Source organism: Fibrobacter sp. UBA3718 (assembly GCF_002371935.1).
Taxonomy (GTDB): Bacteria; Fibrobacterota; Fibrobacteria; order Fibrobacterales; family Fibrobacteraceae; genus Fibrobacter.
The window spans coordinates 132,601-156,104 of sequence record NZ_DFHR01000004.1; the positions used below are offsets into that span (position 1 = coordinate 132,601).

Sequence of the window (23,504 nt, forward strand, 5' to 3'; positions counted from 1 at the left end):
GGTTTGTCCTTTCTGGCTTTACGCAATTACTTTGTCATAACCCTATGTACTCGGTAATGCGCGGGGGCTAGAACCCCTGTATGAGTGTAAACCTGTATTCTCGACCGGGCGCCGGGAAGGGCGTATAAATATTGCGATACGTCTCATCCGAAATGTTGTCTACCACGAATATAACCTGCGTCTTTTCCCACGGTTGCCATGCGAGCGAAGCGTTGTAGCGGGCAACCGGGGGCTGCCTCGTGAAATTCATGCGGTCACTGAAAATTCGCGTCCTGTAAGTCGTCTGGAAAATGGCCCTCAAATTGAGCGGCAAGAAGAACGTACCCTCGACAAAGTAACTGTGCACGGGTTCGCCCGGCAACAAGTTTCCGTTGTAGGCCCTGTTCGCGCCGTCATCACGCGGGTCCTGGATAGTCCCGCGCAGCACGGTCTGGAAAAATTTCGCCGGACGGCTTTCCAGTTCGAGTTCCACCCCACGGATAAGCGACTTGTCGACATTGAAGGCCTTCATCAAGTTGGTACTCGTAATCCAGTATATACCGTTCTCGACATGGTTCTCGAAATAGGTGGCACGCAATACCGAACGGTTCTTCGGGGTAGCAAACGAAAGGCCTGCCGCAAAACGCAAGGCCGATTCATCCTTGAGCGTGGGGCTAGAAAGGGTTCCCGGATACACGCCGTAGAGTTCCATCAGCTGCGGCTGCCTGTAGAAGCGCCCGAACGAGACGTTGCCGCCGATCCAGGAATCCTTCTTCCCGAGTTTCGCCTGCACCATTCCCGCAAGGCTCAGGTCACGATCCGTCGCCTCGTCCACCACCGCAGAGCCCGTAGTCATCAGCACCTGGCCACCACCGATATTGTCGTACGTTTTGAGGATGTTGCCTTCGGCAAACAGCGAGAACCAGTCCGTAAAGTTGTATTCCGCATTGCCCGCAATCGAACCCGCGAGGCGTTCCAGTTCAAACTTCTTGAGCGTACCGCGCGATTCCCAGAGTTCCGCGCTACCCGCAAGGCGCAGGTAAGCCTCGAACTTGTCCAGCAAGAGGTTCGCCGACATCTCGGGAATAGCCCTGTAACCCGCGAGCCCGTATTCCCTGAAATCGTTCGAGAGGAACCCTATCTTGTCGAGCGGGTAATACGACGAGGACATGTTCTTCTCGAACTTGCCGGTAAGACCCGCCGTCAGGAGCAAGATGTCGGCAACCGTCGGAAATTCCAGGCGGTAAGCCACCTGCATCATGTCGCCCGTAAATTCCGCCACGAAGGTCTGCAGATCTTCCAGGCCCGGGTTCCCCGCCTGCGTGTGCAACGCGCTTGCAGACAAAATAGAGAAGAACCCGTTTCCGTGGAGCATGCGGTACTGGAAGCTGCCGGAATATTCCGTGAACTCCGCGTTCCTGCGCCTGTCCTTGAAATCGTCCTCGTCGTTATAGAGCGTGCCGTTGCGGTTTTCAAACTCGTAGTCGTTGTCGCTATGGCGCATGGATGCCGTCGCGGAGAACTGCACGCTGTCCTTGACGCTCGCTGAAACCTGCACGGAACCCTCGAACGTGTTGTGCGAACCGTAACTCGCGATGACGCGCCCCTTCGGGTTCTTGCCGCTATGCAGCGCATCCTTCGTGACAAAGTTTATCGCGCCACCGAGACCCGCACCGCCGAACTTCGCCGGGACCCTGTCCTTGTAGACCTCAATCCTCTCGATATTGTTGAGGTCGATCGCCCCCAGATCGGCAGCACCGCCACCCGCATCGTTCAGGGGAATGCCGTCGATGCAAATCAGCACGTTACGCGCAGCAATCCCGCGGATGGATACCGTCTGGAAGCTGCCCATGCCGCCCTGCTTGTAACCCTGGATACCCGAAAGCGAAGAAATGACTTCGGAAGCCGAAAGGCCTAGGCCCTCCCATGCGGAAGGCGTAATTTCCATGTAGTCCGTTCCCGGATTTTCTGTCTCGGCGATAGCGTAGGATTCGACCTCCGAAACGCCCAGGTCCTGCACGGGCGCGGACTCATCGACAGTGGTTTCCTTGGAAGACACGGAAACTTGCGCATGGGCACTAGCCCAAGCACAGCACAAAAACACCGCATACATCGCGGCTTTGCAGAAAGATGTCGTTCGCATCGTTCCTCAACATCACGTTTCCCGCAGTTCTTCTGGCTCGGGGATCACCCTACTCCCGGCTCCTTCACATGCGATTTCTCGCACATTGGTTCATACCGGTTTCGTCCTCCCTTACAGCGGCGCGACCGCCCCCGGCTTTCACGGGGTTCTCTCCTTGCGGGCAACCGGGGCCACCTGCAAGAGCTTTTCAGGGCACAGGAAACTTTTTCGCCAAATATAAAAAAAGGGCATCGCCTTTTCAACGAATACGCATACCGAGCAACTTCCGACGCACAATTTGCGTAAAATAGACTATATTATTTGCATGCTGTTCATCCACCAATTTCCCGACTGGACGCGCTTCAGGTTCGACTCCGCGCGGGTGCTCGACGCACTCGGCAGGGCACGCTTCAGCGAGGGCAGACTCGCGGGCCTCCTCTCCTTCGCAGGCACCAAGGACCTGGAGACGGACCTCATCACCGAGGACATCGTTGCGAATTTTGCCATCGACGGGACCGAACTCGACGCCGACACCATCCGGACCGAAGTTTCGCTCCGCGCCCAGGGAAGCAGCGCCCATGTACAGAACTACATCGGCGCCATCGAAAACTACACGGTCCCCCTCTCTCAGGATCGCCTCTCCAACTGGTACGGCTCCCTGGTCGGGAACCGGGTGGCGGCATGGCGCAGCAACGTAAGCAAAATCTCGTCCGACACGGAAGGCCTGCACTTTACGGGACCGGGTCCCGAACGCCTGCCTGTCGAAATGGAAAACTTCCTGCGGTGGTTCGAGAATTCCTCCACGGACGGCACCATCAAGGCAGCCATCGCGCACTTCTGGTTCCTGACGCTGCGTCCCTTCGACAGGGCGAACGGGCGCATCGCGCGCGCCATTACGGCACTGCAGTTGAGCCGTGCACAAAAATCCGCACGCATGCACTATTCCCTGAACCGCCAAATCCTCAAGAACCGCGAAGAATACTTCCGCACGCTGAACAGAGCCCAATGCGGCAACGGGGACCTCACGGAATGGATCCTGTGGTTCCTGAAACAAATAGAGGAATCGGTACAGACAAGCGAATCGGCAATTGAATTCGAGACCAAGCGCTTTCGATTCCTGGCAAGACATTCGGGAGTGCAGACAACCGAAAGGGAGCAGCTGCTCCTGAATTCGGCCCTCACGGAAAAACTTCCCAGGAACTTCACCGCAAAGGACGTCGCCGCCCTCTTCGGCACAAGCCACGACACCGCATTACGCGAAATACAGAGCCTCATCGAGAAGGGGCTTGTTTCTGCAAACAAGAAGGGCGGACGCAGCCAGACCTACAGCGTCGTGGAATAGCCGCCGTTTTCGCGCATGCGCTTGCGGGCACGGCTGCCCGGGCGGTTGCGACGATGCTTATGGCGGGGCATACCGTTTTCAGGGCGCACGTCACCCTCGCGCCTATTACCCTCGTCACCCTCGCGTAGGCGAGGGTCTGTATGCTTCTGTTCGGCCCGACGCTCGTCTTTTTTCGGCGTTAAACCGCGGGCGGGCTTCTTCTCGCGGGACTTCTCGGCACGGGCCTGCGCTTCCCCGCGGTTCATGCGGCCGCGCGCATTGCGCATCTCGCTCTCGGCGGTCTCCTTCTGCGGGGGCGGCAGTTTCTCGTAAATCGACAAGTCGCCTTCCGGGATACGGATGCGCGTCAATTTTTCGATGGCGCGCAAGTCCTGTTCCTCGTCGGGAGCGCAGAACGAAATCGCGATGCCGTCCTTGCCCGCACGGGCCGTACGTCCGATGCGGTGAACGAACGTCTCGGGCACATCGGGCAAGTCGTAGTTGAACACGTGCGAAACGTCGTCCACGTCGATACCGCGGGCGGCAATGTCAGTCGCCACGAGCACGCGAATCTTTTCGTTCTTGAAGTTCCCCAGGGCTTCCTGCCTGCGGTTCTGACTCTTGTTCCCGTGAATCGCCGCGCACTTGACACCCGCCTTTTCAAGGACTCGCGTTATCTTGTCCGCACCGTGCTTGGTGCGGCTGAACACGAGCACCTTCGTCATCTCGGGATGGGCAAGTAAAAGTTCCTTCAGCAGGGCCCCCTTGCGGCGCTTGTCGATGCGGTAAAGTTCCTGGCGGATGCGTTCGATGGGCGTGCTCTGCGGAGCCACTTCCACACGCACCGGATCCGGGCGCAGGATTGTCGCCGCAAGCTTCGTGATGTCGTCGGGCATCGTCGCGCTGAAGAACAGGTTCTGGCGCACAGGCGGGAGCAGCGCCACCACCTTGCGGATATCATGGATAAATCCCATGTCGAGCATGCGGTCAGCCTCATCGAGCACAAAGAACTCGAGAGCCTTCAGCGACACCGCCTTCTGGCCAATCAGATCGAGCAGGCGGCCCGGAGTCGCCACGAGCACGTCTACACCGCGGACAAGGTTTCGCTTCTGGGAAGCATCGCTCACGCCGCCAAAGATGCACGCCGTCGAAATCGCGGTAAACTGCGCATATTGCTTAAAGCAATCCTCCACCTGGATGGCAAGCTCGCGGGTCGGCAGTAAAACCAACGCGCGGCAGGTCTTAGGCGCACGGAACTTTCCGGAATCGAGCAGGCGCTGCAGAATCGGGAGCGCGAACGCCGCCGTCTTCCCCGTCCCCGTCTGGGCAATACCCAGCAGGTCGCGTCCTTCGAGCAGGCTCGGGATGGAACGCTCCTGAATCGGAGTGGGTTTTTTGTAACCGACAGCGCGCACCGCGCGCTGCAGGGGATTTGCAAGGGGAAGTTCCGAAAATAGCATAACGCGCCCAAAGATAGAAATTTACGACGCACCGCCCATGCTTTTCATCTTAGTAAATAAACAACATCTCGCGATACTTCGGCAGAGGCCACATCTCGTCGGGCACAATCTTCTCGAGACCGTCCACCACCTTGCGGAGGCCAGCAACGGCAGCGATGATTCCCTCATGTTCGCCTTCGAGAGCCGTTTCAAGTGCAGCTATCGATTCGGTGAGCGAGCGGCAGCCTTCCCCGATGGACTTCACGTAGGTATCGAGTCCCGGGAAACCCTGGTTCAGTGCCATTTCGTTTGTACGCAACGACTTCTCGTAGGCTTCCACCACCTTCGGGAGAATCACGTTCTTCGCGAGGTCGCGGGCGACTTCACCCTCGATGTGGATTCTCTTGTGGAAGTCTTCCACGTTGATTTCGTAGCGCGAAAGCATCTCGCGGCGGTTCATCACACCGTACTTTTCGAACAGTTCCACGTTCTCGTCCTTCGTGAGCGCCTTGAGGGCCTCGAGAGACGTGCGGATGTTCGGGAGTCCGCGGCGTTCCGCTTCCTTCACCCATTCGTCGGTGTAGCCGTTGCCGTTGTAGAGCACGCGCTTGTGTTCCTTCACAATCTTCTGCAAAATCTTCTGCAGGCCCGTGTGGAAGTTCTTGTCGTCGAGCTTTTCGAGCTGTTCGGCAATCATGTCGAACGCCTCGGCCACAATCGTGTTGAGCACCACGTTCGGTTCGGAGCAGCTCTGGCTACTCCCCGGTGCGCGGAACTCGAACTTGTTGCCGGTGAACGCGAAAGGCGATGTACGGTTACGGTCGGTGGCGTCGCGCGGGAGCGGCGGCAGCATGTCGCTCCCGAGCTTCATCGCGCCCGCCTGCTTGCTGGACTTCGCGGAGCCCTGCTCGATCTGGTCGATAACGTCCATCAGCTGGTCGCCCAGGTAGATGGAGATGATTGCCGGAGGAGCCTCGTGCGCACCGAGACGGTGGTCGTTGCCCGCACCCGCGCAGGTCATGCGGAGCAGGTCGGCATGCGTGTCGACGGCGTAGATGATGGCACAGATCGCGGTAAGGAACACGGCGTTCTGGTGCGGGTCCTTGCCCGGATTCAGGAGGTTCCCCTTGCCGTAAGAAAGGCTCCAGTTGTTGTGCTTGCCCGAACCGTTTACGCCGGCGAACGGCTTCTCGTGCAACAGACAAACTAACCCGTAGCGGTCGGCCACATTGCGGAGCGTTTCCATAATGAGCATGTTGTGGTCGCACGCGAGGTTCACTTCCTCGAAAATCGGGGCAAGTTCAAACTGCGCGGGAGCGACTTCGTTGTGGCGAGTCTTCGCCGGAATGCCGAGCCTCCAGAGTTCCTTCTCCACGTCGTTCATGAAGTTCAGGATACGGCTCGGGATGCTCCCGAAGTAGTGGTCGTTCATCTGCTGGTGCTTTGCGGGAGTGGCACCGAAGATAGTGCGGCCGGACTGGTAGAGGTCGGGGCGCTGCAGGTAGAAGCGCTTGTCAATGAGGAAGTATTCCTGTTCGGCGCCAAGCGTGACGGTCGTCTTCTTGGGGCCCGCCTTGAAGCAGGTCATGAGGCGGCGGGTGGACTTGGAAAGCGCCTGGAGGCTACGGAGAAGCGGGGTCTTCTTGTCGAGCGCCTCGCCGGTGTAGCTACAGAACGCAGTCGGGATGCAGAGCGTGGCACCGTTGCCGTGGCGCTTGATGAATGCGGGGCTGGTCGGGTCCCAGGCAGTGTAGCCGCGGGCCTCGAACGTAGAGCGAAGGCCGCCACTCGGGAAGCTCGACGCGTCCGGTTCGCCGACGATGAGGTTCTTGCCGCTCAGCACCATGATGGCCTTGCAGCCGCTCGGTTCCAGGAAGGAATCGTGCTTTTCGGCGGTGGAACCGGTGAGCGGCTGGAACCAGTGCGTGAAGTGCGTCGCACCGCGGTCCATCGCCCACTTCTTCATGGCATGCGCGACATCGCCCGCGATGTTCGGGTCGAGCGGTGCGCCCTCGTCGATGGTCGCCAGGAGCTTTTCGCAGATATCCTTCGGGAGGTAGCTGCGCATGGCGTCGGCATTGAACACGTCCTCGCCGTAAAAATCGACATTGACGGGTTCGGCGGGTTTCGCGGGGGCCGGGGTGGCGGTCGCGATATCGTAGATGGCTTTTGTGCGCGTAGTGGACATTTTCACGTTCCTTTTCTTTATTACGCGGCAAAATTAGAAAGAGCGGGCACGCATTGCACGGAATTTTTCGCCTTTTTCAGCCCCGTTTTATTACATTTTTGTAAAATTAGACCATTTTATTACGTTTTTGTAAAGCGCAAACAAGAAAACCGGCGACAAACCCGTGGAAACAACGTATATTTTGGGCATGGAAACCGAACGCATCGAAAAGGAAGCCCTCGAAAAAATCAAGCGTGAACTGCACGGACGCTCCGCGCGGGCCCTTTCCGCGCACATCCACGACGTTCTCGACAAGGCATTCGCCGACCTGCGCGCCGCACACGAGGCGGAATGCGAAAAGATCCGCGGCATCGTGGAAGGCCGCGCGGGCGACATCATCGGCAACACCCGCGAAATGCAGGAGGTCGCGCGGCAGGCAAGGCACATCGCCCCCACCGAGGGAGTCGTTCTCGTCCGCGGCGGCGCGGGCACCGGCAAGGAACACGTGGCCCGCTACATCCACGAACTTTCAGACCGCAAGGCAAGGCCGTTCACCATCCTCAACTGCGACACGCTCGAAGGCAACACCACCAGCGCGTTCGAGGCGGAACTGTTCGGCTACGAGCGCGGCGCGTTCACCGGCGCCACCAGCAGGCACATCGGCAAGGCCGAGCAGGCAAGCGGCGGCACGCTATTCCTGGACGAAGTCGCGGAACTCTCCCCCGCAAGCCAGGCGCGGCTCCTGGAGTTCATGCAGGGGCGCACCTTCAAGAGGCTCGGGAGCAACATCGAGCAGCGCTCCGACATCCGCATCGTCGCAAGCACCGGCAAGAACCTCGAGGCCCTCGTGCAGCAGGGGCTTTTCCGCGAAGACCTCTACTACCGCCTCAACATATTCCAGATAAACTTGCCCGACCTCTCGCAGAGAAAGACCGACATCCTTTTGCTCGCCGACCACTTTATCGAGAAGATGAACCTCAAGTACGGCAAGAACATCGCGCGACTCAGCACCCCCGCCATCGACATGCTCATGAGCTACCACTGGCCGGGCAACGTGCGCGAACTCGAGAACTGCATCGAGCACGCCTGCCTCGCCACGACCGACGTCGCCATCAACGCCTACGACCTGCCGCCCACGCTCCAGACCGACATCACGAGCGGCACGGCGCTTATCCCCGAAGGCACCGCGTCGCTTACGGCACTCCTCGAAAGCTACGAGAAGGAAATCCTCACCGAGGCGCTCCGCCGCAACAACGGGAACCTGAGCGCCGCCGGCCGCGACATTTCCGTGAGCCCCCGCATGATGCACTACAAGGTGAAGAAGTTCGGATTATAAAAAGTCCCTTCCCGAAGGAAGGGACCCTCTCGACTAACCCCGGAAGAATCACCCATTAACTTTCGTTAATTCCGACAGAGACTTCGCTAGTTTTATTCTCTCCCACAATTCATCTTTGTGGCTTTTTATTGTAGCTAGAGCCCTCTCATTTTTTACAATATCCTCGCAGAGGGCACAAACACATGTATATTTATTCTTGAACTCGATATCAGGATCAATAGACGCCAAACAATCTTTCAACTGCAATGGGCCAAGGTATTTGATCGCTTGTATTACAATGTTCTTTTCGGCTTTTTTCACTATCGAGTTCATCGTCGCCTTAGACAAATCCCCTATATCCAAAGCGCTTCCGTCTCCACATTCGAATCCACAACAGGCCCACACGTGATTAGACGGAGAAACAATTACCGAACTCATGATTGTCGGGCACTTTCCGAGGAAAAAGTTTGTATTGCGCTTAAACTTGAACGACTTGTCACTAAGTTCCTCTGCAGCACGCCCTGATTTGGTAACCCATGTATTTGAAATCGCGTAAATCGTTCCGTCCTTATCCCTTTTATCAAGAGGAAGCTCTCTCTCCTTGCTATTGAATCTGCGCTGCAACTTTTCATTAAATTGCGCTTCAACAAATTCAGGAGTTATTTTAGATTCCTTGGAGTAGGACACTCCCACAATTACGGCATGAAATCCTTTTCCATGGCAAGCCTTCCAAGCGTTTTTCACATTTGAAAAAGGAACATATTTCACGTGATAATCATCAGTACTTATGTTGATTTCACTCAGCCCACATTCAGCCAGGGTCTGGACCATCCTTTCCGCATCTTGGCGGGTTTTTGCCCAATGCGCATTTGTGACGATTCGAGAAGGAATTCCCAAGCTGTCAGCATACGCAATGGACTCAAACAAATCCTCACCTAGAAGGGTCGGCTCGCCACCCGTAAAAATAAGCACGAAGGGGCCCCTCGAAACTTTTTTCATTTGATCAATGTTGTTCTTGATTTGGTCAAATGTCAAAATCTCTTTTCGGCCTTTCCCGGAACACATGATGCAATGAGAACACGCCGCATTGCACCTGTTTGTCGTTATTATGGTTAATTGAGCAGGTCTTGCTATCGATTGCTCCATCCTATTTCACCTCGACAGACGAAATCGTACATACGCGATCCTTGAGCCGTATCGTTGCACGAATCCGTACCCCTTCCCTTACATACTCGACCTTGCGGGTTATAACTTCGTTTGTTTTTTTCTCTTCAAGAATCGAAGTGGGATTAAGCACAGCTCTTCTAAGCATAGCCTCGGTTCTTAATTCAGTAAGGTCCAAATCCTTCATTCTTTTCAAGTCTTCATGGAACTGCGCATATATCGCAGTCGAGACATTGAATTGCACCCTCGAACTGAGATCTCTTGGCACGGATATACTCGTTGTTTTTGTCCAAAAATGTACATACGTCCACAAAAAAGTCGTATTATACAAGAATGCATTGATCGAGGCAGAAGCATAATTCGACAAGAAGCTGTTGACAAACTGTTTCGCCTTAGCCTTTGTTAAAGGAGAAGCAAAATCTTCCACGCTCAAGTAGACACCCTTCTTCTCCGTAGGGAATTTCAAGAATCCCATATATTTGGAAATGAATTTATGCGGGTCAGAATCAATCAGGGCAGCGACCTTCGCATTCTTTTTAACGGTCGCTATGAGCGACGTGATATTGTCCTGCAAGGACGCCAACTCTTTCTTGGTATAGAAGGAAACTGCATTTTGCAGACAGGCTTCTTCTTTTTGCCTACTTGCAGATTTAGTCAGCTTTACATCTCGAGCCGTAGCAGTCCGCGAATTTTTAAAAGTTGCAGTTGTTCTTGTTGCCATAGTAATCCTTTTTTTGAGTGGTTTTTGAGATAACTTATTTCCAGAATTCCTTTTCATCTTTACAGCATTGGCATTTTGTCGAGATGCGTTTTGCAAAATTGGCCTTAGTCAGATCGCCAAATTTTTCTGCCTGTTCAGGGTATTTCACCTTAATGATTCTACTCAGCAGCGAACCATTCTCCTTGAAAAAGATTCTGTAATTGTCACTATTTTCTATTTTCGACACAACTCCAGCAAGCTTAGGACGTTTTTTCGTTTTTGCCAATTTCTTTAACTTCGCAATCGAATTCAGGGCCATTTGCGTAAACGACTTTCCAGAATCATTCGCAAAGAGTTTATCAATATTCGTCTCGAAGATTTCATCTGCATTTAATGTAATCTCAACTTTGTTGTTGGTACTGATATTCCTTTTTCGAGCAAAATGCCCACAGCATTCGTGCTGCTTATTTTGTAAATGAAGTGTTGAATCTTCGAAATTCAAATACAGCGTTACAGGCGGCTTGTAGCGACCAAAACTGTGGCTCCGTTTACTGACGAATTCTTTTCTGTCCTTGTATTTTTTTCGCCATGCGTCATTAACATAGATAACCTTCTTTACCTTTTGCACTTTTTTATAGAAGTCTATATCAACATCGTAATAATGCGGTTTTTTGGAGCTACACGTAACCGTATAATGCGTATCACTAGGAATATCTTTTGTATTGATTGTATAATTTATAGTCCCCAAGGATTCAGAATCCCTTATTTTTGTAAGCCAAAGGTCAACATCATCATTGTCCGAGGCATGAGACCAGTAATTTAAATTGATATTTTCGCCGGCGCGAAGGAAAGAATTCCAACATATTCCCTTTGCAGCCAAGGAGACAGTCTCCCCTGTATCCGCCTTTATTCGGCCTGTCGGAGGAGCCTTACGACCATTAATTGAATTTTCCATATAAATTTCACCAGCACCACACGGATCGGTATCATCTAGGACGTGCATCTGCTTTACCTTTACTTCCAAATCGGCAGCTCCCGGTTCCGTAGTCTCGATTTTCTCATCTACTTTATCGAAGAAATGCATGATCAAACCAGCAGTGTGCGAAATCGTCTCTGGAATCAAGTCGCTTGCAATTTCCACACAGGCGGAGTTTCTCAAATCTCCATTCCATTCCCTTTCTAACTTATATGTATACGGATCAAGCGGATTAAAATGTTCCCAATGATACGGATGTCCCTTGCTTTTTCCATCTACATCATCACTGTCATAACATCTAGATTTTTTCCCGAGATCCTTGAAGTAATCTATCATTTCCCATTCTCGCTTGTATGTTGCAAGATCAGTCGACGCCACGTTCCAACGAACAGGCAAAGCTTTTTCATACGCCGTATCATTCTCTTTGGCCAACACTTTAAGATTATCTTCAATAACAAGACCGGTATAATACTCATATTGGTCATCATCAATACCGGTTCCATCCTTCGTATCTATCAAGCCACCCAGCCCTATCTTTTCTAGAATCATCGCAACCGGATAAAATCCGGCATGCGGATCACCATGCATATGGCAAGGCGTTCCAACATCGGCCAGCAAGTGACAAACTCTTCCAAGGTTCAAATACGCCCTTTCTTTTTCCCCTTCTTTATATTGTTTTATCAAAAGCTTCCAATATTCCCTCGCACGTACCGGTGCAGAGCGGAATTCATCCAACGTGAGCGTTCCAGCCTTACACAAGGCAGTAATTGGAGCGGCGACAAGCTCAATTATTTCTGAATTTATCTCGGACAGCAATTCGCCCCAAAGATGACCTCCCAAACATTCTGCAATAACATCACATATGTAATCAATATCCAACACCAGCCCACGACTTTCGTCCATACGATCATTCCAAAAATGTTCCATCCAATGTTGGTATTTGCCTGGTGCAGCCTTTTCGAAAGCAGCCTTAACAAGAGGATCACGTATTGTCGGCTCACTAATTTCTGATGGAATTTTGGGTTTGTCTTCTAAATACGCGCCCAGCATGACAAGATCAAAATAAGTTTCTTGTTTCAATCCACCGACATCATCCACACCATTTATACCGAGTTCACTTTTTATTTGATTCCATTTCGTTTGCCGGATCTTTTCTCCCAGCAATTTCAATGACATATCACCAAGGAGTTGGGCGGCAGCCTTTACAATCACGTAATGAACTTTGGTATTCATTTCAACCTCTTTTTTAATTTATATTAATAATACATTCTACTACCACGTCATAGTCGTCTACAACGAGTAAAAATTGAATTACAGGAAATTGTTTACAAAATAAGCAGGATGTTTCTTTTTACAAGCAAGTTAATCTAAAACAACATAACATTCACACACGCCACAACAAACTCATCAACAATGTAGTACTTAAGCCATACAACAAAAGAAAGCGATTTGTTAGCAATCCTGCTCTACGTCAGAAGCAAGCCAGAGTAAAATTTTACATTTCGAATGAAGCCTAAGAGAACGAGTTACTATGGGAATAGATTGTATTCATCCGTCCACTCAGCGCTCCCTATTTTTTAAAATGTATCTCTAGCAACAAATCACACACAATACTTTGTATGGCGATTGTAATACAACAAGTATATAAAGTACAATTTAATCGAAGCCCAAGATTCCTTACTGCTTCGGGAACCGTTTCACATCGAACGGCAGACGGTTTTCTTGAATGGTCATGCGAGCAAACATGTTGACCGCGGCAGAAACGGTAATACCCACCGATTTGCAGAAATCCGTGAACTTTTCCTTTGTTTCCTTGTCCATTCTTACGGAAATTATGCCCATATTCATCTTATAAATCAATCCCACAGTTTGTTTTTACGTATAAATTCAACCTCATCAAACAAACCCGATTCAAATAATAAAAAATTTCAACCAAAAAATAGCTTGTCCATAGTAAAAAATGTGAATTTTTACTTCTTTCGTTTTCATCCGATTTAATAAAATATTCTTAATTTATATATATTTTTACATATATGAAAGACCAGAGCAAACTCCTTACCTCTCGCCAAAAAGAAATTCTTTCCCTGCTCCGCAAAGGCCTCACAAACAGTGAAATCTGCAGGGCACTGAATATCTCGGCCAATACCGTCAAAGTCCATCTCGCCAACATCTACAAGGCGCTCGAAGTCACAAACAGGACAGAAGCGGTTTCAACGGATATCACCAAAAGCGCAAGAAGGCAAACAACGGACGACGACATCCACATCACCATTACGGGATGCGACGGCTTAACCGCCACGCCTCTGGCGAAGGGGCTCTCCCTCGCTATCGTCGAAGCCCTGCACCATTACCACCTATTCCGAATCAACGGCAGCATCGCGCCACAATCCCCGCCGACCTACCAGATCCAGGTAACGGGAACGCCCGAGAAAGACGAGAACCTGTTCGTCACGCTATACAGGGGCGACACATCCGAGATCCTGTGGTCGGTCTCGCAAAAGATCGGGGACGGGGACGACATCCAGTTCCTTGCCTCGCAGATTACCATCCAGCTGTTCAGCCACATGGTCTCTTCCGCAGCGCACGCCTACGAGACCGACAGGGAAAAGTTCCCGCAATGGTGGTTCGCCTCCTGCTACGCCAATATCCAGACCGATAGCGGCAACAGGGATGCCTTTGACGAAATCGTTTCGACTCTAGAAGCGCTGCACGGTGAAGAAAACCACCACACCTACGTGGCCTACTCGCTCGTTTCGGCCTACTACGTGGCAATCAACGAATCCTGGGTAGATGCCGAATGCTACGGCGCCAAGATAGGGGAAATCGCATGTTCCGAAATGCGCAAGAACCCCTACTCCATCTATTCGCAGTTCATGATGGCGCTCTACAACATCGTCATCGGAAACAAGAGCGAGGCCATCGCCTATTTCCTGCAGATTTTGGACGCAAACCCGAACGATTTCAGGGTCAGGCGCATGCTGGCGCAAATCTACATGCTCGTCGGGAAAGAGGACAAGGCCCTGGCCCTCCTCAACGAGAACGAGCGGTTCTTCCCGGAATCGTCCGGTCAACCGTTCCAGTCCACGCCAAGGGCGTTCATCTACTTTTTGCAAGGGAGATTCGCCGAGAGCGAGGAAGCCGCAAGGCAGGTCCTGCTATTCCACCCCGAGACGCCCCTCGCACGCCTAATCCTCATCGCCTGCAACAACAAGAAGGGCGACTTCGAACAAAGCGACAAGCACATCCGGAAATTTTTCGAATACCACCCGCACTTTAAAAAATCGGACCTGGAGCACCTTCTCTCAGGGATTGCCCCCTCAAAGAAGGACATCATTCTTGACAGCGTCAAGAATGTCTTTCCGTAAAGATTAGCCTCAAAAATAGTCCATTCGGGTTATGGACAAATAGTACTTTTGCAGTTTATCTTTAAAACCACAAACAAAGGAAACTGCGAAATGAAAACAGAACCCAAGAATCCAGACGATTTTTACAAACAGAAACTCACCCTTTTGAATCTGAAGGCAGGGGATATCCTCACCTTCGAAGGCGAAGACAACGACCTCATTTCGAGCCTCATCATGAAGCTCACGAATTCCAAGGTGACGCACGGGGCGCTCTACTTCCAGGACAGTCCCGTCCAAGCCCTTGCCGATGCGGGCACGACCGGCCTGCACGCCCATGAAATCGCAGACAAGGAAACCTCCAGACGCGCCTACGTCTGCCGGCTCACGCAACCCGGAAGCAGCGATTTCTTCTCCGATGCCGAAATCCTGCCCGTGATGCAGGCCGCCAAGATTTACCTCGACGAAAACCTGCCCTACCCCTATTCCGACCTCCTGTTGCTCGCCATGATTCTCGTCTACAAGGACATTTCCGGCGTAAGCATCAAGCAGCACGTCATTATTGGGATACTCAAGATTGTCTCCGCCGAAATCAAGAAGCTGATCGACGAGAAGGTGCACGAAGGCAAGCATACGATGGTCTGTTCCTCGTTTGTCTACCAGTGCTATCTGGACGCATCGAAAAAAGACGGCCGCCTGAAGATTGACCTCGACAATGCAGACATCCGGGGCATCCGGCAGGCGAACAATGTCAAGACGCTCTTCGATCTTTACGCCGAACACGCCGCGGAATACAACTTCAGCGAGAACGCCTTCTCGGTCCAGGAGAACTCCGGCAAGGAAGAAAAGCTGGAAGACCTTCTTAAGGAAGCGCTGCAGGATACCGACAGCGAACACGTGATGTTGCTGAAGAACAACTTCCTCAGCAACGCAATCGAGGATTTCCTCAAGACCCTCCTGAAATTTTTCGGATACACGTTCTCTTCCATCAAAGAACTCATCGAGAACGCCCGCGAGCTGCAGTCGATGTTTGTCACGCCGAACGACCTGTGCTTCAATATCGAAAACGCACAGAAGATCGGTTTTGTCAACCTGGACCGCACCAGCGAAAATCTCCCCAGCGACAAGATTACAACCAAATACAACATCAACCTCTAACTATCAAAAAGGAGCATTATCATGGCTGAAGAAATCAAGACAGTCAAGGCATTCACCCTGCACAACGACGGAGCGTTCGTCGCCCGCATCAGGGTCCACTGGATCAACCCGAAGGACGGTTCGAGCGGCGATTACGAGTCCTCCGGCTACCACGACATCTGCGCCGCCGCCGAACGGACCCTCAACCTGAGCGAAGCGGGATTCGCCGAAGGCACCCTCGTCCGCCTGCACGCGGTGGTCGTGCTCGGCAAGGACCAGGACGCCGACCGCTACTTCGTCTACAGCGCAACCGGTGGCATCGCCGACTACACCATCTCGGGGACGACGCTCATCAATTCGCTCAAATTCAACGGCCTGAACTAATTTCCGGCACGCGAAAAGCTCTCCCTATGGCGATTTTGATTCAAAATCGCCATTTTTGGCGTTGAAGAAAGAGCAACGGAAACTTGATCCGACACGCCCTCCCCCGGGACGCTCGCGCCCTTATTTAGGTAAATTTTGGATATGGTTGACGTACTCGAATACCTTGAATACCGCGATTTCCTGAAGGACTGGTTTGCCGAAAGCAAGAAGGACAACCCGTTCACCAGCTATCGTTACCTGAGCCAGAAGACCGGCGTGGACCCGGCCTGGCTCGTGCGAGTATTCCAGAAGGGCGGGCACCTCAACGAGGACTCGCTCCCGGTATTCATTCGCCTCTGCAAGCTCGACGACCGCAGGGCGGAGTACTTCAAGACGCTCTACCGCTTCAACAAGACAAAAGCCAAGCAGGCGCTCAGCGAACTTTACTACAAGCTCATGGAACTGCGCGAGATGGAAACGCGCGTGCTCACCGAGCCCGAACTCGCCTATTTCGGGAGCTGGAGCTGTTCTGCGCTCCGCGCCCTCATCGGCATCACGAAGGACACGAGCGACATTCCGGAACTCGCGACCCACCTGAACCCGCCCATCTCGCACGACGAGGCACGCAGCGCTCTCGAGATCCTGAAAAAGCTCGGGCTTGTCGCTCCCGACGGCAACGGCGGCTGGAACATCACCGACCAGATCCTTTCTACCGGCGGCGAGGTCAAGAGCCAGGCCGTACGAAATTTCCACAGGCATACCATCGAACTTGCCCAGGAATCCATCGACCGCCACAAGCCCGAAGAACGCGACATTTCGAGCGTGGTGTTCACCGCGGCAGAGGACGACCTGCCCGAAATCAAGCACCGCATCGAGGAATTCCGCCGCGGACTCCTGCAGTTTGCCCGCAAGAGCGAGCGCGCCGACCGCGTGTACGCCATGAATATCGCGATGTTCCCGCTCTCCGACAGGGTCGAAGACCCGGCTACCGCAGACGACGGCAACCCCAGCCCGAAAAAGGAGGGCTAGGCGATGCGCGGACTTTTCAAAAAAATGTATTTTTCCAAGGTGCAGCGGAACATTTCGACATTCGGCCTGGGACTGATCGCGCTTTCGACGGCGGCGGTCCTTTCGGCATGTTCCGACACCGACAAGACGGCAGGCGGCGGCCCGAGCGGCACCGATGCCGGCAACGCCATCATGGCACAGCTTACGGTCGACGGGCAGCCCGCCGCTTTCGCGAGGGTCAAGCTCAGCGAGAGCGAAAGCCTTGACGCGGCCGACAACGAATTTACCAAGGCCGACAAGAACGGCAAGGTCGTATTCGAAAACGTGGCCGAAGGTACATACACCCTTGAAGCTAGACTCGACGGCAAGGCCCTCCAGAAGGAAGTCTCCGTCGAAGGTTCCGATGTCGACCTGGGCAAGGAAGCGCTCGAAGAGACGGTCTCCATCGCGGGTTCCGTAGGCGATGGCGCCGAAGGCACGGTGAAAGTCCGCGGCATGGCGCATTCGGCCAAGGTAAAGGACGGCAAGTTCTCCATGGACTCCCTCCCGGCAGGGCCGATTAGCCTGGTGTTCATCCCGAACAAGAAAGGCGCCGACACGAGCAGCACCTACATGAAGGTCATCGCAGGCGAAAGTTCCACCGCGAGCACGTTCGCCGAAGAGAGCCGCGCGCTTCTGCTCGACGACTTCCAGGACTCCAACTACCAGAACCGATTCATGCCCGCACGCACTTACGACGGCGGCTGGTGGTATTTCGACTACAACGAAGAAACGGTAACGCCCAAATTTACCGACAACGGATCCAGCCACAGGTTCAGCCTCGAAAGCGAGGATGGCAATATCGTCGCGCATGTGGCGGCGACATTCGGTGAAGCGGTCAAGGATTCCTCCGGCGAGACGCAGTGGCCCTGGGCGACGGTCGGCATCGAGCTCGGCAAGAGCGACAAGAGCCTCTGCAACGACATATCCTCCGTGGATTCCATCGCGTTCCGCGCTAAAGGCGAGGGCGCCATCGTATTCGGACTCATCGACGAGACGCAAAGCAGCCAGATTATCGCGCAATCCGAATTCACGCTCGGCGATAAGTGGGAACGCATTTCCATACCGCTGGCCGACATCCTGGATCCGCAATTCTCCTACACCTGCGTGAACCAGCTCGTGTGGAGCTTCAAGCCCAACAACGAAGAAAAGACCGTCAACTTCTGGCTCGACGACATCGAGCTTACCGGCGGCAAGCGCCTGAGCATCTGGAAGCGGTAATGTCCGGAGCCCGCGCGGTCACCACCAACCAGACCGATATATACGACAAGCTCGAAGAGGCCGTACGCAAGTACGCCTCTACGGAGTATTTGCGCCCGATTGCGGACCATACACGCGCGGCATTCGCGGAAGCGGAGAAGTTTGTTTTAAACTTTTATGAGAGCGCGAGCCACACCACATATAAAGTAATTCTCGATTCGGGTTGCGGCACCGGCGAAAGCACGTTAAACATCGCATTAACAAATCCGGGCATTCCCGTCATAGGCATCGACAAGTCCGCGGCCCGGCTCACGAAGGCCGGCGGTGCAGGGAACGGGACGGCAACCTTCCCGCAGAACGCATTCTTCGTGCGCGCGGAACTGCTCGACTTCTGGCGGCTCGCCCTCGGGAAGGTCAAGGCAGGCCAGTGGCACATCCCCTACCATGCGCTCTACTACCCGAACCCATGGCCCAAGCAGAGCGAAGCCACGAGGCGTTTCCACCTGCACCCGATTTTCCCGACGCTCCTCCAGCTCGGCGATGCCATCGAGCTGCGCACCAACTGGGAAATCTACGCTAGGGAATTTGCAGAAGCCGCACCCATTGCCGCTCCCGAGCGGACCATCGCCCGCGAGCCTTTTGACCCCGAGCGCCCCATCACCGCGTTCGAGCGCAAGTACAAAGAAGCCCGCCAGCAGCTGTGGCGGGTCATCGTCTCACGCGATTGAAGCTACCCTAGTCGCGGTCGGCAAGCCACTTCAGGTAAGCCTTGAATTCCCTCGTCGACTGCACATGCACCTCGGTTCCATTCATAATCATGAATTCCGAAAGGCCATACCTGTCGCCCTTCGAGCCCCAGTCATAAGTGTATCCCAGACGCGTCCACGGATAGCCATGGGCCTTGTAGTTCTTCGCCCAGGCATCGTCGAACCAGTTCCTGAGCCACATGCCGAGGCTATCCAGCTGCGAATCGTCTTCTTCGTTGAACCGGCAGGTCATCTCGGCGCTCGCGATGTCGGGAATGTAGGCGGGACGGATCATGTCCTTGGGATTCACCCAGACCGTCGTGAAGTGCGTCAGTTTCTCCCCGCGCGGGAGCCCAAGGAGCTGACGGATGCGAAGCGGCCAGTTACGGACCGACTTGCGGTTCGTCTTGAACCATTCCAGCATTTCCTTGTCCGAGAACACGCGCACTTCGTTGTCGAACGTGACCTTCTGGACATCCTTGAACATATCGGGATTGGCATGCGCCACCACCATCAGCACCATGTTCCTGTCACCGTTCCACGTTACTTTGTTTGAATTTTCGTCAATGGAGATCAACGGGCGGATATCCTCGCACGAACCGTCGCGGGCAGATTCGATCGCGGCCTCGTATTGGACATCCAGCAGGGAATCCTTGTTCGCGAAGCTCTGTACGGAACCGTCGGTACTTACGACTTCGCAATAGGGTATATCCGACGCAGCCACTGCGACCTTTTCCTTCTTGAAAAGCTCATCGATCAGGGCGTCATTGTGGTCGAACAGTTTGTCTCCCTGGACAAAAGAAATCACGATCTTGCAGAATCCGCTATCGGGGATAACGATTCCCGAAGAGCCCTTGTTCGCAGAAGTCGTGTCCAGGACGAACTTATTGTCGTTATCGCCACAGCTGTAGCTATAGCTATAGAGGGTCGCGCGGCCCGGCTTAAGGTGGGTATAGAACAGGTTATCCTGCTCCTCGCTCCACGCGGGCTTCACGACAACCGTGGAGTCTCCAATCTTTGCATAGTGGGGATTCGCCTCGCTGCAATAAAAGGCCGGCTGGCGGAACACACCAATGACCCCGGATTTCCCCTTGAAGGTAGCGCCATCGCGGACGAGCAACCCGTGGGTACATGCGGAAACAAGGACCAAGCCCAAAAGGGCGGCAAAGAGCCTGAGAAGACCCAATCTTTTCATCTTTTTACCTTCCTAAACGCCTAAAAGGCATTTTACCGATAAATTCCCTATAAATATAACTCCCTTTTGCAAAAAAACAATGTAAATTTCATGAGGGGATTCTTGGAAGGAGTTTCCAAAGAAGGTGTCCGGATTTATGAAAAACTTTCTTTTGGCCAAATCACACAGTCCAGCGGCCTACTGGGCCTGCGCCATAGCGCTTATCGCATTCGGGCTGTTGCTCAACATTGTCCCTGCCAAGCTAGCCCTATACTTCGAACTCCCCGTATTCCTTGATTCTATCGGCACAATCCTTGTCGCCATGCTGGGCGGCACGCTTCCCGCCGTCATCGTCGGCTTTTTCTCCAACGCCTTCAACGGCATCTCCGACATCACGACCCTCTACTACGGCATCATCAGCATCCTGATCGGCGTCGCGGCGGCCCTTTTCCAGCAACGGAAATTTTTCCTCCATGTCCCGAAAATCATCGCAAGCGTCCTCGTTTTCTCGCTTATCGGCGGCGGGCTCGGTTCGATTCTCACCTACTTCCTCTATGGCTACGACTTCGGCGAAGGCATCTCGGCCCCGTTCGCAAACGCCATCTACAGTACCCTCGGTTTTTCCAAGTTCTTCTCGCAGCTCTCGGCAGACATCGTCATCGACATTTTCGACAAGGCTATCGTCGTCGCGGCGGCCATCATCGGCTACAGGTTCATCAACGACCACTTCAAGCGCCTCTTTGCAAAGGTGTTCCTCTTCGAGCCCTACATCAACCACCAGAACAAGCTCTTCAAGCATTCCCTGCTCAGCAAGGTCGTCATCATCGTCATCGCGGCCGAAATCCTGCTCGGCGCGCTAGCAAGTATCACCGGATTTATCCTCTACAGGCAAGTTTCCATCGGCAAGTTTACCGATATCGCCAATGGCCTCTCCGAGGCGGCATCCGTCGTCATCGACGCCGACCGTGTCGACGAATTCATCGAACAGGGGCACAACGCCGAAGGCTACGACGCGATAGAGAAGCTCCTGTACAGGATCCGTGACGGGTTCCCCCAGGCACAGTACCTCTACGTCTACAAGATTCTCGAGGACGGCTGCCACGTCGTATTCGACCTCGTGTCCAGGGACGGCGAAGCGGGAAGCAGCCCCGGAGATCTCGTCGCATTCGATCCGAGTTTCAAGCCATACCTTTCCAACCTACTCAAGGGCGAACCCATCGAGCCCATCATTTCCGACGACCAGTACGGATGGCTGCTTACCGTCTACAGGCCCCTGAAGAACAGCGCCGGCAAGACGGTCGCTTATGTCGCGGCAGACATTTCCATGGGCGAAATCGTCTATGACCAGGCAAAGTTCTTCATCAAGCTGCTCTCGATGTTCTTCGGGCTTTCCATTATCATCATGAGCATCGTGCTGGAATTCGCAAAGCGCGGAATCGTGCATCCGGTGAACAGGATCGCCTCGGCGGCCATCCACTTCGCCTACAACTTGGAACAGGGTCGCGAAAACAGCCTCAGCGAACTCAACACCCTGAATATCGGCACCTCCGACGAAATAGAGCACCTCTACAAGGCCATCAACAAGATGGGCATCGACTCCGTCGAATTCATCCACCGGTTCGAGGCGGCAGCCGATCGCATCGCGAAGATGCAGGACGAAATTATTATCAACTTCGCAGAAATGGTCGAAGCGCGCGACACAAGTACCGGAAGCCACATCAAGAAGACAGCCTTCTACGTGGAGGCCATCGCGAAGGAACTGCAGCGCGAAGGCAAGCTCCCGGACATCATCGACGACGCCTACATCGCAAAGCTCAAGCGCTCGGCGCCGCTCCACGACATCGGGAAAATCGCCGTGTCGGACCTCATCCTGAACAAGCCGGGAAAACTCACCGACGAAGAATTCGCCATCATGAAGAGCCACACGATCGAAGGGTTCCATATTCTCGCGAAGATTGTCGACAATACCAACGATTCGCTGGACGACGACTATCTAAAGGAAGCCATCGAGATGGCGCATTACCACCACGAAAAATGGGACGGCACCGGCTACCCCACGGGAATCAAGGGAGATGCGATTCCGCTTTCGGCAAGAATCATGGCTGTCGCGGACGTGTTCGACGCCCTCGTGGCCGAACGCATCTACAAGAAGCCCTTCACCTACGAAAAGGCCATGTCCATCATTACCGAAGGTTCCGGCAAGCATTTCGACCCCATGGTCGTCGATGCCTTCTGCAAGATTTCGGAAAAGCTCTACAACGAGCGCACCAAGCTTAACGAGGACGGCAAGCCCGCATAGCACCACACAGCAGGGTTATTCCCTGTGCTCATGCAGATATAGGTTCGCCTCGGGTACTGCGAGGTCGGAGCCCTTTATTTTCCATTCGTCGTCAGTTCCGGTGCGGTACTTCACCACCACGCGGTAGCGGCTGTCCGTCTGCAATACGGCCTGCGGGACCGTCCAGAAGTTTTCCGTACCCACGACCATCTCGAGCTCGCGTGACTCGCCGCCCTCGCCAAGAATCATGATGGACTTGACCATGTCCTTCGGGTTGCGTACCTGGATAATGCTCCAGAATTCGCTTGCGCCTTCCTTGACCCAGAGCGACGTTGAATCGCCCCACACGCCGTCGACGCCCTCGCAGCTCACGAACCCCCATTCGCCCGAATAACGGCCCACGCGATTGCCCATGATGTCAGCGGCAGGGGCACCGCCCAGATCCACCCCGCAGTTCGCGTCGGGGCAGCGGTCGGTAATGCGCACGGTCACCTCTTTCCAGCCTTCGGGCGTCCTCGCCCTCACATGCACGCAACCGCCACAGGCCGCACCGCCATCCCAAGGGCCCTTGTCATCGCCCGGAGAAACATTCACGTGAATCGCCGCATAGTACTGGATATTCGTTTGTCCATAGTTGCAGGCTCCACCGAGACTCGTTTCTTTTGCCGTGACGCTTCCGTAGGTAGTGACAGAACCCTTGCCGCCGTTCTCGGTGAGTTCGGGGTCGGCCGCAGTGTAGCTATCGCAATCGGTGCACTTTCCGTCGTCGCCGGAGGAAGTCGGCGTCTCCGAACTCGACGACTCGACCTCAGCAGAACTCGAACTCAATTTTTCTTCGGCTGAACTCGATACCGGCGCGACACTCGAAGACGAACGTTCAGGCGACTGCACGGAACTCGACAGAGCCTGCTCCGAAGAACTTTCCGTAACTGAGGCATCCGTACCGGAACTGGAATCGTCACCGCAAGAGGCAAGGGATGCCACCAGGAAGGCTGCCAGAACAAGAACTTTATAGTTTTTCATACACATAAACCT

General features: G+C 53.9%; 18 protein-coding genes and 1 riboswitch. Of the genes, 9 read left to right on the top strand and 9 right to left on the bottom strand.

What is annotated here, in order from left to right:
• Positions 1 to 67 precede the first annotated feature (67 nt).
• Complete coding sequence (locus tag B4A77_RS01265) at positions 68 to 2,122, bottom strand: TonB-dependent receptor (protein WP_290737577.1); 2,055 nt, start codon at positions 2,120 to 2,122, stop codon at positions 68 to 70.
• 5 nt (positions 2,123 to 2,127) lie between these two features.
• A riboswitch (cobalamin riboswitch) is annotated at positions 2,128 to 2,319 on the bottom strand.
• Positions 2,320 to 2,426: 107 nt separating this feature from the next.
• Between B4A77_RS01265 and B4A77_RS01270 the strand changes: the two genes are divergently transcribed.
• Positions 2,427 to 3,443 carry a Fic family protein gene (locus B4A77_RS01270; RefSeq protein ID WP_290737580.1) on the top strand — a complete coding sequence of 339 codons (1,017 nt, stop codon included), beginning with the start codon at positions 2,427 to 2,429 and terminating at the stop codon, positions 3,441 to 3,443.
• Here B4A77_RS01270 and B4A77_RS01275 read toward each other — a convergent pair.
• Both B4A77_RS01275 and B4A77_RS01280 read right to left on the bottom strand, forming a co-directional pair.
• Positions 3,425 to 4,882, bottom strand: coding sequence for a DEAD/DEAH box helicase (locus B4A77_RS01275; RefSeq protein WP_290737583.1), 1,458 nt, complete (start codon positions 4,880 to 4,882; stop codon positions 3,425 to 3,427). The genes B4A77_RS01270 and B4A77_RS01275 overlap by 19 nt on opposite strands.
• Before the next feature lie 49 nt (positions 4,883 to 4,931).
• On the bottom strand, positions 4,932 to 7,049 hold the full coding sequence (locus tag B4A77_RS01280) for a glutamine synthetase III (protein ID WP_290737586.1): 2,118 nt from the start codon (positions 7,047 to 7,049) through the stop codon (positions 4,932 to 4,934).
• A gap of 187 nt (positions 7,050 to 7,236) precedes the next feature.
• Here B4A77_RS01280 and B4A77_RS01285 point away from each other — a divergent pair, with 187 nt between their 5' ends.
• Complete coding sequence (locus B4A77_RS01285) at positions 7,237 to 8,364, top strand: sigma-54 interaction domain-containing protein (RefSeq protein ID WP_290737588.1); 1,128 nt, start codon at positions 7,237 to 7,239, stop codon at positions 8,362 to 8,364.
• 48 nt (positions 8,365 to 8,412) lie between these two features.
• Here B4A77_RS01285 and B4A77_RS01290 read toward each other — a convergent pair whose 3' ends face one another.
• From B4A77_RS01290 to B4A77_RS01305, 4 genes are all read right to left on the bottom strand, one after another.
• Positions 8,413 to 9,489, bottom strand: a complete 1,077-nt coding sequence (locus B4A77_RS01290) for a radical SAM protein (protein ID WP_290737591.1) — start codon at positions 9,487 to 9,489, stop codon at positions 8,413 to 8,415.
• Position 9,490: 1 nt separating this feature from the next.
• Complete coding sequence (locus B4A77_RS01295; protein ID WP_290729412.1) at positions 9,491 to 10,228, bottom strand: hypothetical protein; 738 nt, start codon at positions 10,226 to 10,228, stop codon at positions 9,491 to 9,493.
• 34 nt (positions 10,229 to 10,262) lie between these two features.
• A complete protein-coding gene (locus B4A77_RS01300) occupies positions 10,263 to 12,416 on the bottom strand; it encodes a hypothetical protein (RefSeq protein WP_290737594.1) in 2,154 nt (717 codons plus the stop codon).
• A 444-nt stretch (positions 12,417 to 12,860) separates the two neighbouring features.
• On the bottom strand, positions 12,861 to 13,031 hold the full coding sequence (locus tag B4A77_RS01305; RefSeq protein ID WP_349678361.1) for a type II toxin-antitoxin system RelB/DinJ family antitoxin: 171 nt from the start codon (positions 13,029 to 13,031) through the stop codon (positions 12,861 to 12,863).
• 185 nt (positions 13,032 to 13,216) lie between these two features.
• On the opposite strand from B4A77_RS01305, the gene B4A77_RS01310 reads away from it, so the two are divergent.
• From B4A77_RS01310 to B4A77_RS01335, 6 genes are all read left to right on the top strand, one after another.
• A complete protein-coding gene (locus tag B4A77_RS01310) occupies positions 13,217 to 14,548 on the top strand; it encodes a LuxR C-terminal-related transcriptional regulator (RefSeq protein WP_290729418.1) in 1,332 nt (443 codons plus the stop codon).
• 90 nt (positions 14,549 to 14,638) lie between these two features.
• A complete protein-coding gene (locus B4A77_RS01315) occupies positions 14,639 to 15,682 on the top strand; it encodes a hypothetical protein (protein WP_290729421.1) in 1,044 nt (347 codons plus the stop codon).
• Positions 15,683 to 15,703: 21 nt separating this feature from the next.
• The gene (locus B4A77_RS01320) at positions 15,704 to 16,045 is read left to right on the top strand and encodes a hypothetical protein (protein ID WP_290729424.1); all 342 of its coding nucleotides are present in this window, start codon (positions 15,704 to 15,706) and stop codon (positions 16,043 to 16,045) included.
• A 141-nt stretch (positions 16,046 to 16,186) separates the two neighbouring features.
• Positions 16,187 to 17,053, top strand: a complete 867-nt coding sequence (locus B4A77_RS01325) for a TIGR02147 family protein (RefSeq protein WP_290725559.1) — start codon at positions 16,187 to 16,189, stop codon at positions 17,051 to 17,053.
• Positions 17,054 to 17,077: 24 nt separating this feature from the next.
• A complete protein-coding gene (locus tag B4A77_RS01330) occupies positions 17,078 to 18,292 on the top strand; it encodes a hypothetical protein (RefSeq protein ID WP_290737597.1) in 1,215 nt (404 codons plus the stop codon).
• Positions 18,292 to 18,999, top strand: a complete 708-nt coding sequence (locus B4A77_RS01335; protein ID WP_290737600.1) for a methyltransferase domain-containing protein — start codon at positions 18,292 to 18,294, stop codon at positions 18,997 to 18,999. The genes B4A77_RS01330 and B4A77_RS01335 overlap by 1 nt, the downstream gene beginning before the upstream one ends.
• 7 nt (positions 19,000 to 19,006) lie before the next feature.
• On the opposite strand, the gene B4A77_RS01340 is transcribed toward B4A77_RS01335, so the two are convergent.
• Positions 19,007 to 20,212, bottom strand: a complete 1,206-nt coding sequence (locus tag B4A77_RS01340) for a hypothetical protein (protein ID WP_173381038.1) — start codon at positions 20,210 to 20,212, stop codon at positions 19,007 to 19,009.
• Between the two features lie 136 nt (positions 20,213 to 20,348).
• Here B4A77_RS01340 and B4A77_RS01345 point away from each other — a divergent pair, with 136 nt between their 5' ends.
• Positions 20,349 to 22,490 (top strand): HD domain-containing phosphohydrolase, encoded by a 2,142-nt coding sequence (locus B4A77_RS01345; protein ID WP_290735366.1) that lies wholly within the window; start codon positions 20,349 to 20,351, stop codon positions 22,488 to 22,490.
• A gap of 15 nt (positions 22,491 to 22,505) precedes the next feature.
• Here B4A77_RS01345 and B4A77_RS01350 read toward each other — a convergent pair whose 3' ends face one another.
• Positions 22,506 to 23,492: a hypothetical protein gene (locus tag B4A77_RS01350; protein ID WP_290737603.1), complete on the bottom strand. Its 987-nt coding sequence runs from the start codon at positions 23,490 to 23,492 to the stop codon at positions 22,506 to 22,508.
• Positions 23,493 to 23,504: the final 12 nt, after the last annotated feature.

Coding starts and splice junctions, on each gene's coding strand:
- B4A77_RS01265 (WP_290737577.1), bottom strand. CDS start 2,122: ATGCGAACGACATCTTTCTGCAAAGCCGCGATGTATGCGGTGTTTTTG.
- B4A77_RS01270 (WP_290737580.1), top strand. CDS start 2,427: ATGCTGTTCATCCACCAATTTCCCGACTGGACGCGCTTCAGGTTCGAC.
- B4A77_RS01275 (WP_290737583.1), bottom strand. CDS start 4,882: ATGCTATTTTCGGAACTTCCCCTTGCAAATCCCCTGCAGCGCGCGGTG.
- B4A77_RS01280 (WP_290737586.1), bottom strand. CDS start 7,049: ATGTCCACTACGCGCACAAAAGCCATCTACGATATCGCGACCGCCACC.
- B4A77_RS01285 (WP_290737588.1), top strand. CDS start 7,237: ATGGAAACCGAACGCATCGAAAAGGAAGCCCTCGAAAAAATCAAGCGT.
- B4A77_RS01290 (WP_290737591.1), bottom strand. CDS start 9,489: ATGGAGCAATCGATAGCAAGACCTGCTCAATTAACCATAATAACGACA.
- B4A77_RS01295 (WP_290729412.1), bottom strand. CDS start 10,228: ATGGCAACAAGAACAACTGCAACTTTTAAAAATTCGCGGACTGCTACG.
- B4A77_RS01300 (WP_290737594.1), bottom strand. CDS start 12,416: ATGAATACCAAAGTTCATTACGTGATTGTAAAGGCTGCCGCCCAACTC.
- B4A77_RS01305 (WP_349678361.1), bottom strand. CDS start 13,031: ATGAATATGGGCATAATTTCCGTAAGAATGGACAAGGAAACAAAGGAA.
- B4A77_RS01310 (WP_290729418.1), top strand. CDS start 13,217: ATGAAAGACCAGAGCAAACTCCTTACCTCTCGCCAAAAAGAAATTCTT.
- B4A77_RS01315 (WP_290729421.1), top strand. CDS start 14,639: ATGAAAACAGAACCCAAGAATCCAGACGATTTTTACAAACAGAAACTC.
- B4A77_RS01320 (WP_290729424.1), top strand. CDS start 15,704: ATGGCTGAAGAAATCAAGACAGTCAAGGCATTCACCCTGCACAACGAC.
- B4A77_RS01325 (WP_290725559.1), top strand. CDS start 16,187: ATGGTTGACGTACTCGAATACCTTGAATACCGCGATTTCCTGAAGGAC.
- B4A77_RS01330 (WP_290737597.1), top strand. CDS start 17,078: ATGTATTTTTCCAAGGTGCAGCGGAACATTTCGACATTCGGCCTGGGA.
- B4A77_RS01335 (WP_290737600.1), top strand. CDS start 18,292: ATGTCCGGAGCCCGCGCGGTCACCACCAACCAGACCGATATATACGAC.
- B4A77_RS01340 (WP_173381038.1), bottom strand. CDS start 20,212: ATGAAAAGATTGGGTCTTCTCAGGCTCTTTGCCGCCCTTTTGGGCTTG.
- B4A77_RS01345 (WP_290735366.1), top strand. CDS start 20,349: ATGAAAAACTTTCTTTTGGCCAAATCACACAGTCCAGCGGCCTACTGG.
- B4A77_RS01350 (WP_290737603.1), bottom strand. CDS start 23,492: ATGAAAAACTATAAAGTTCTTGTTCTGGCAGCCTTCCTGGTGGCATCC.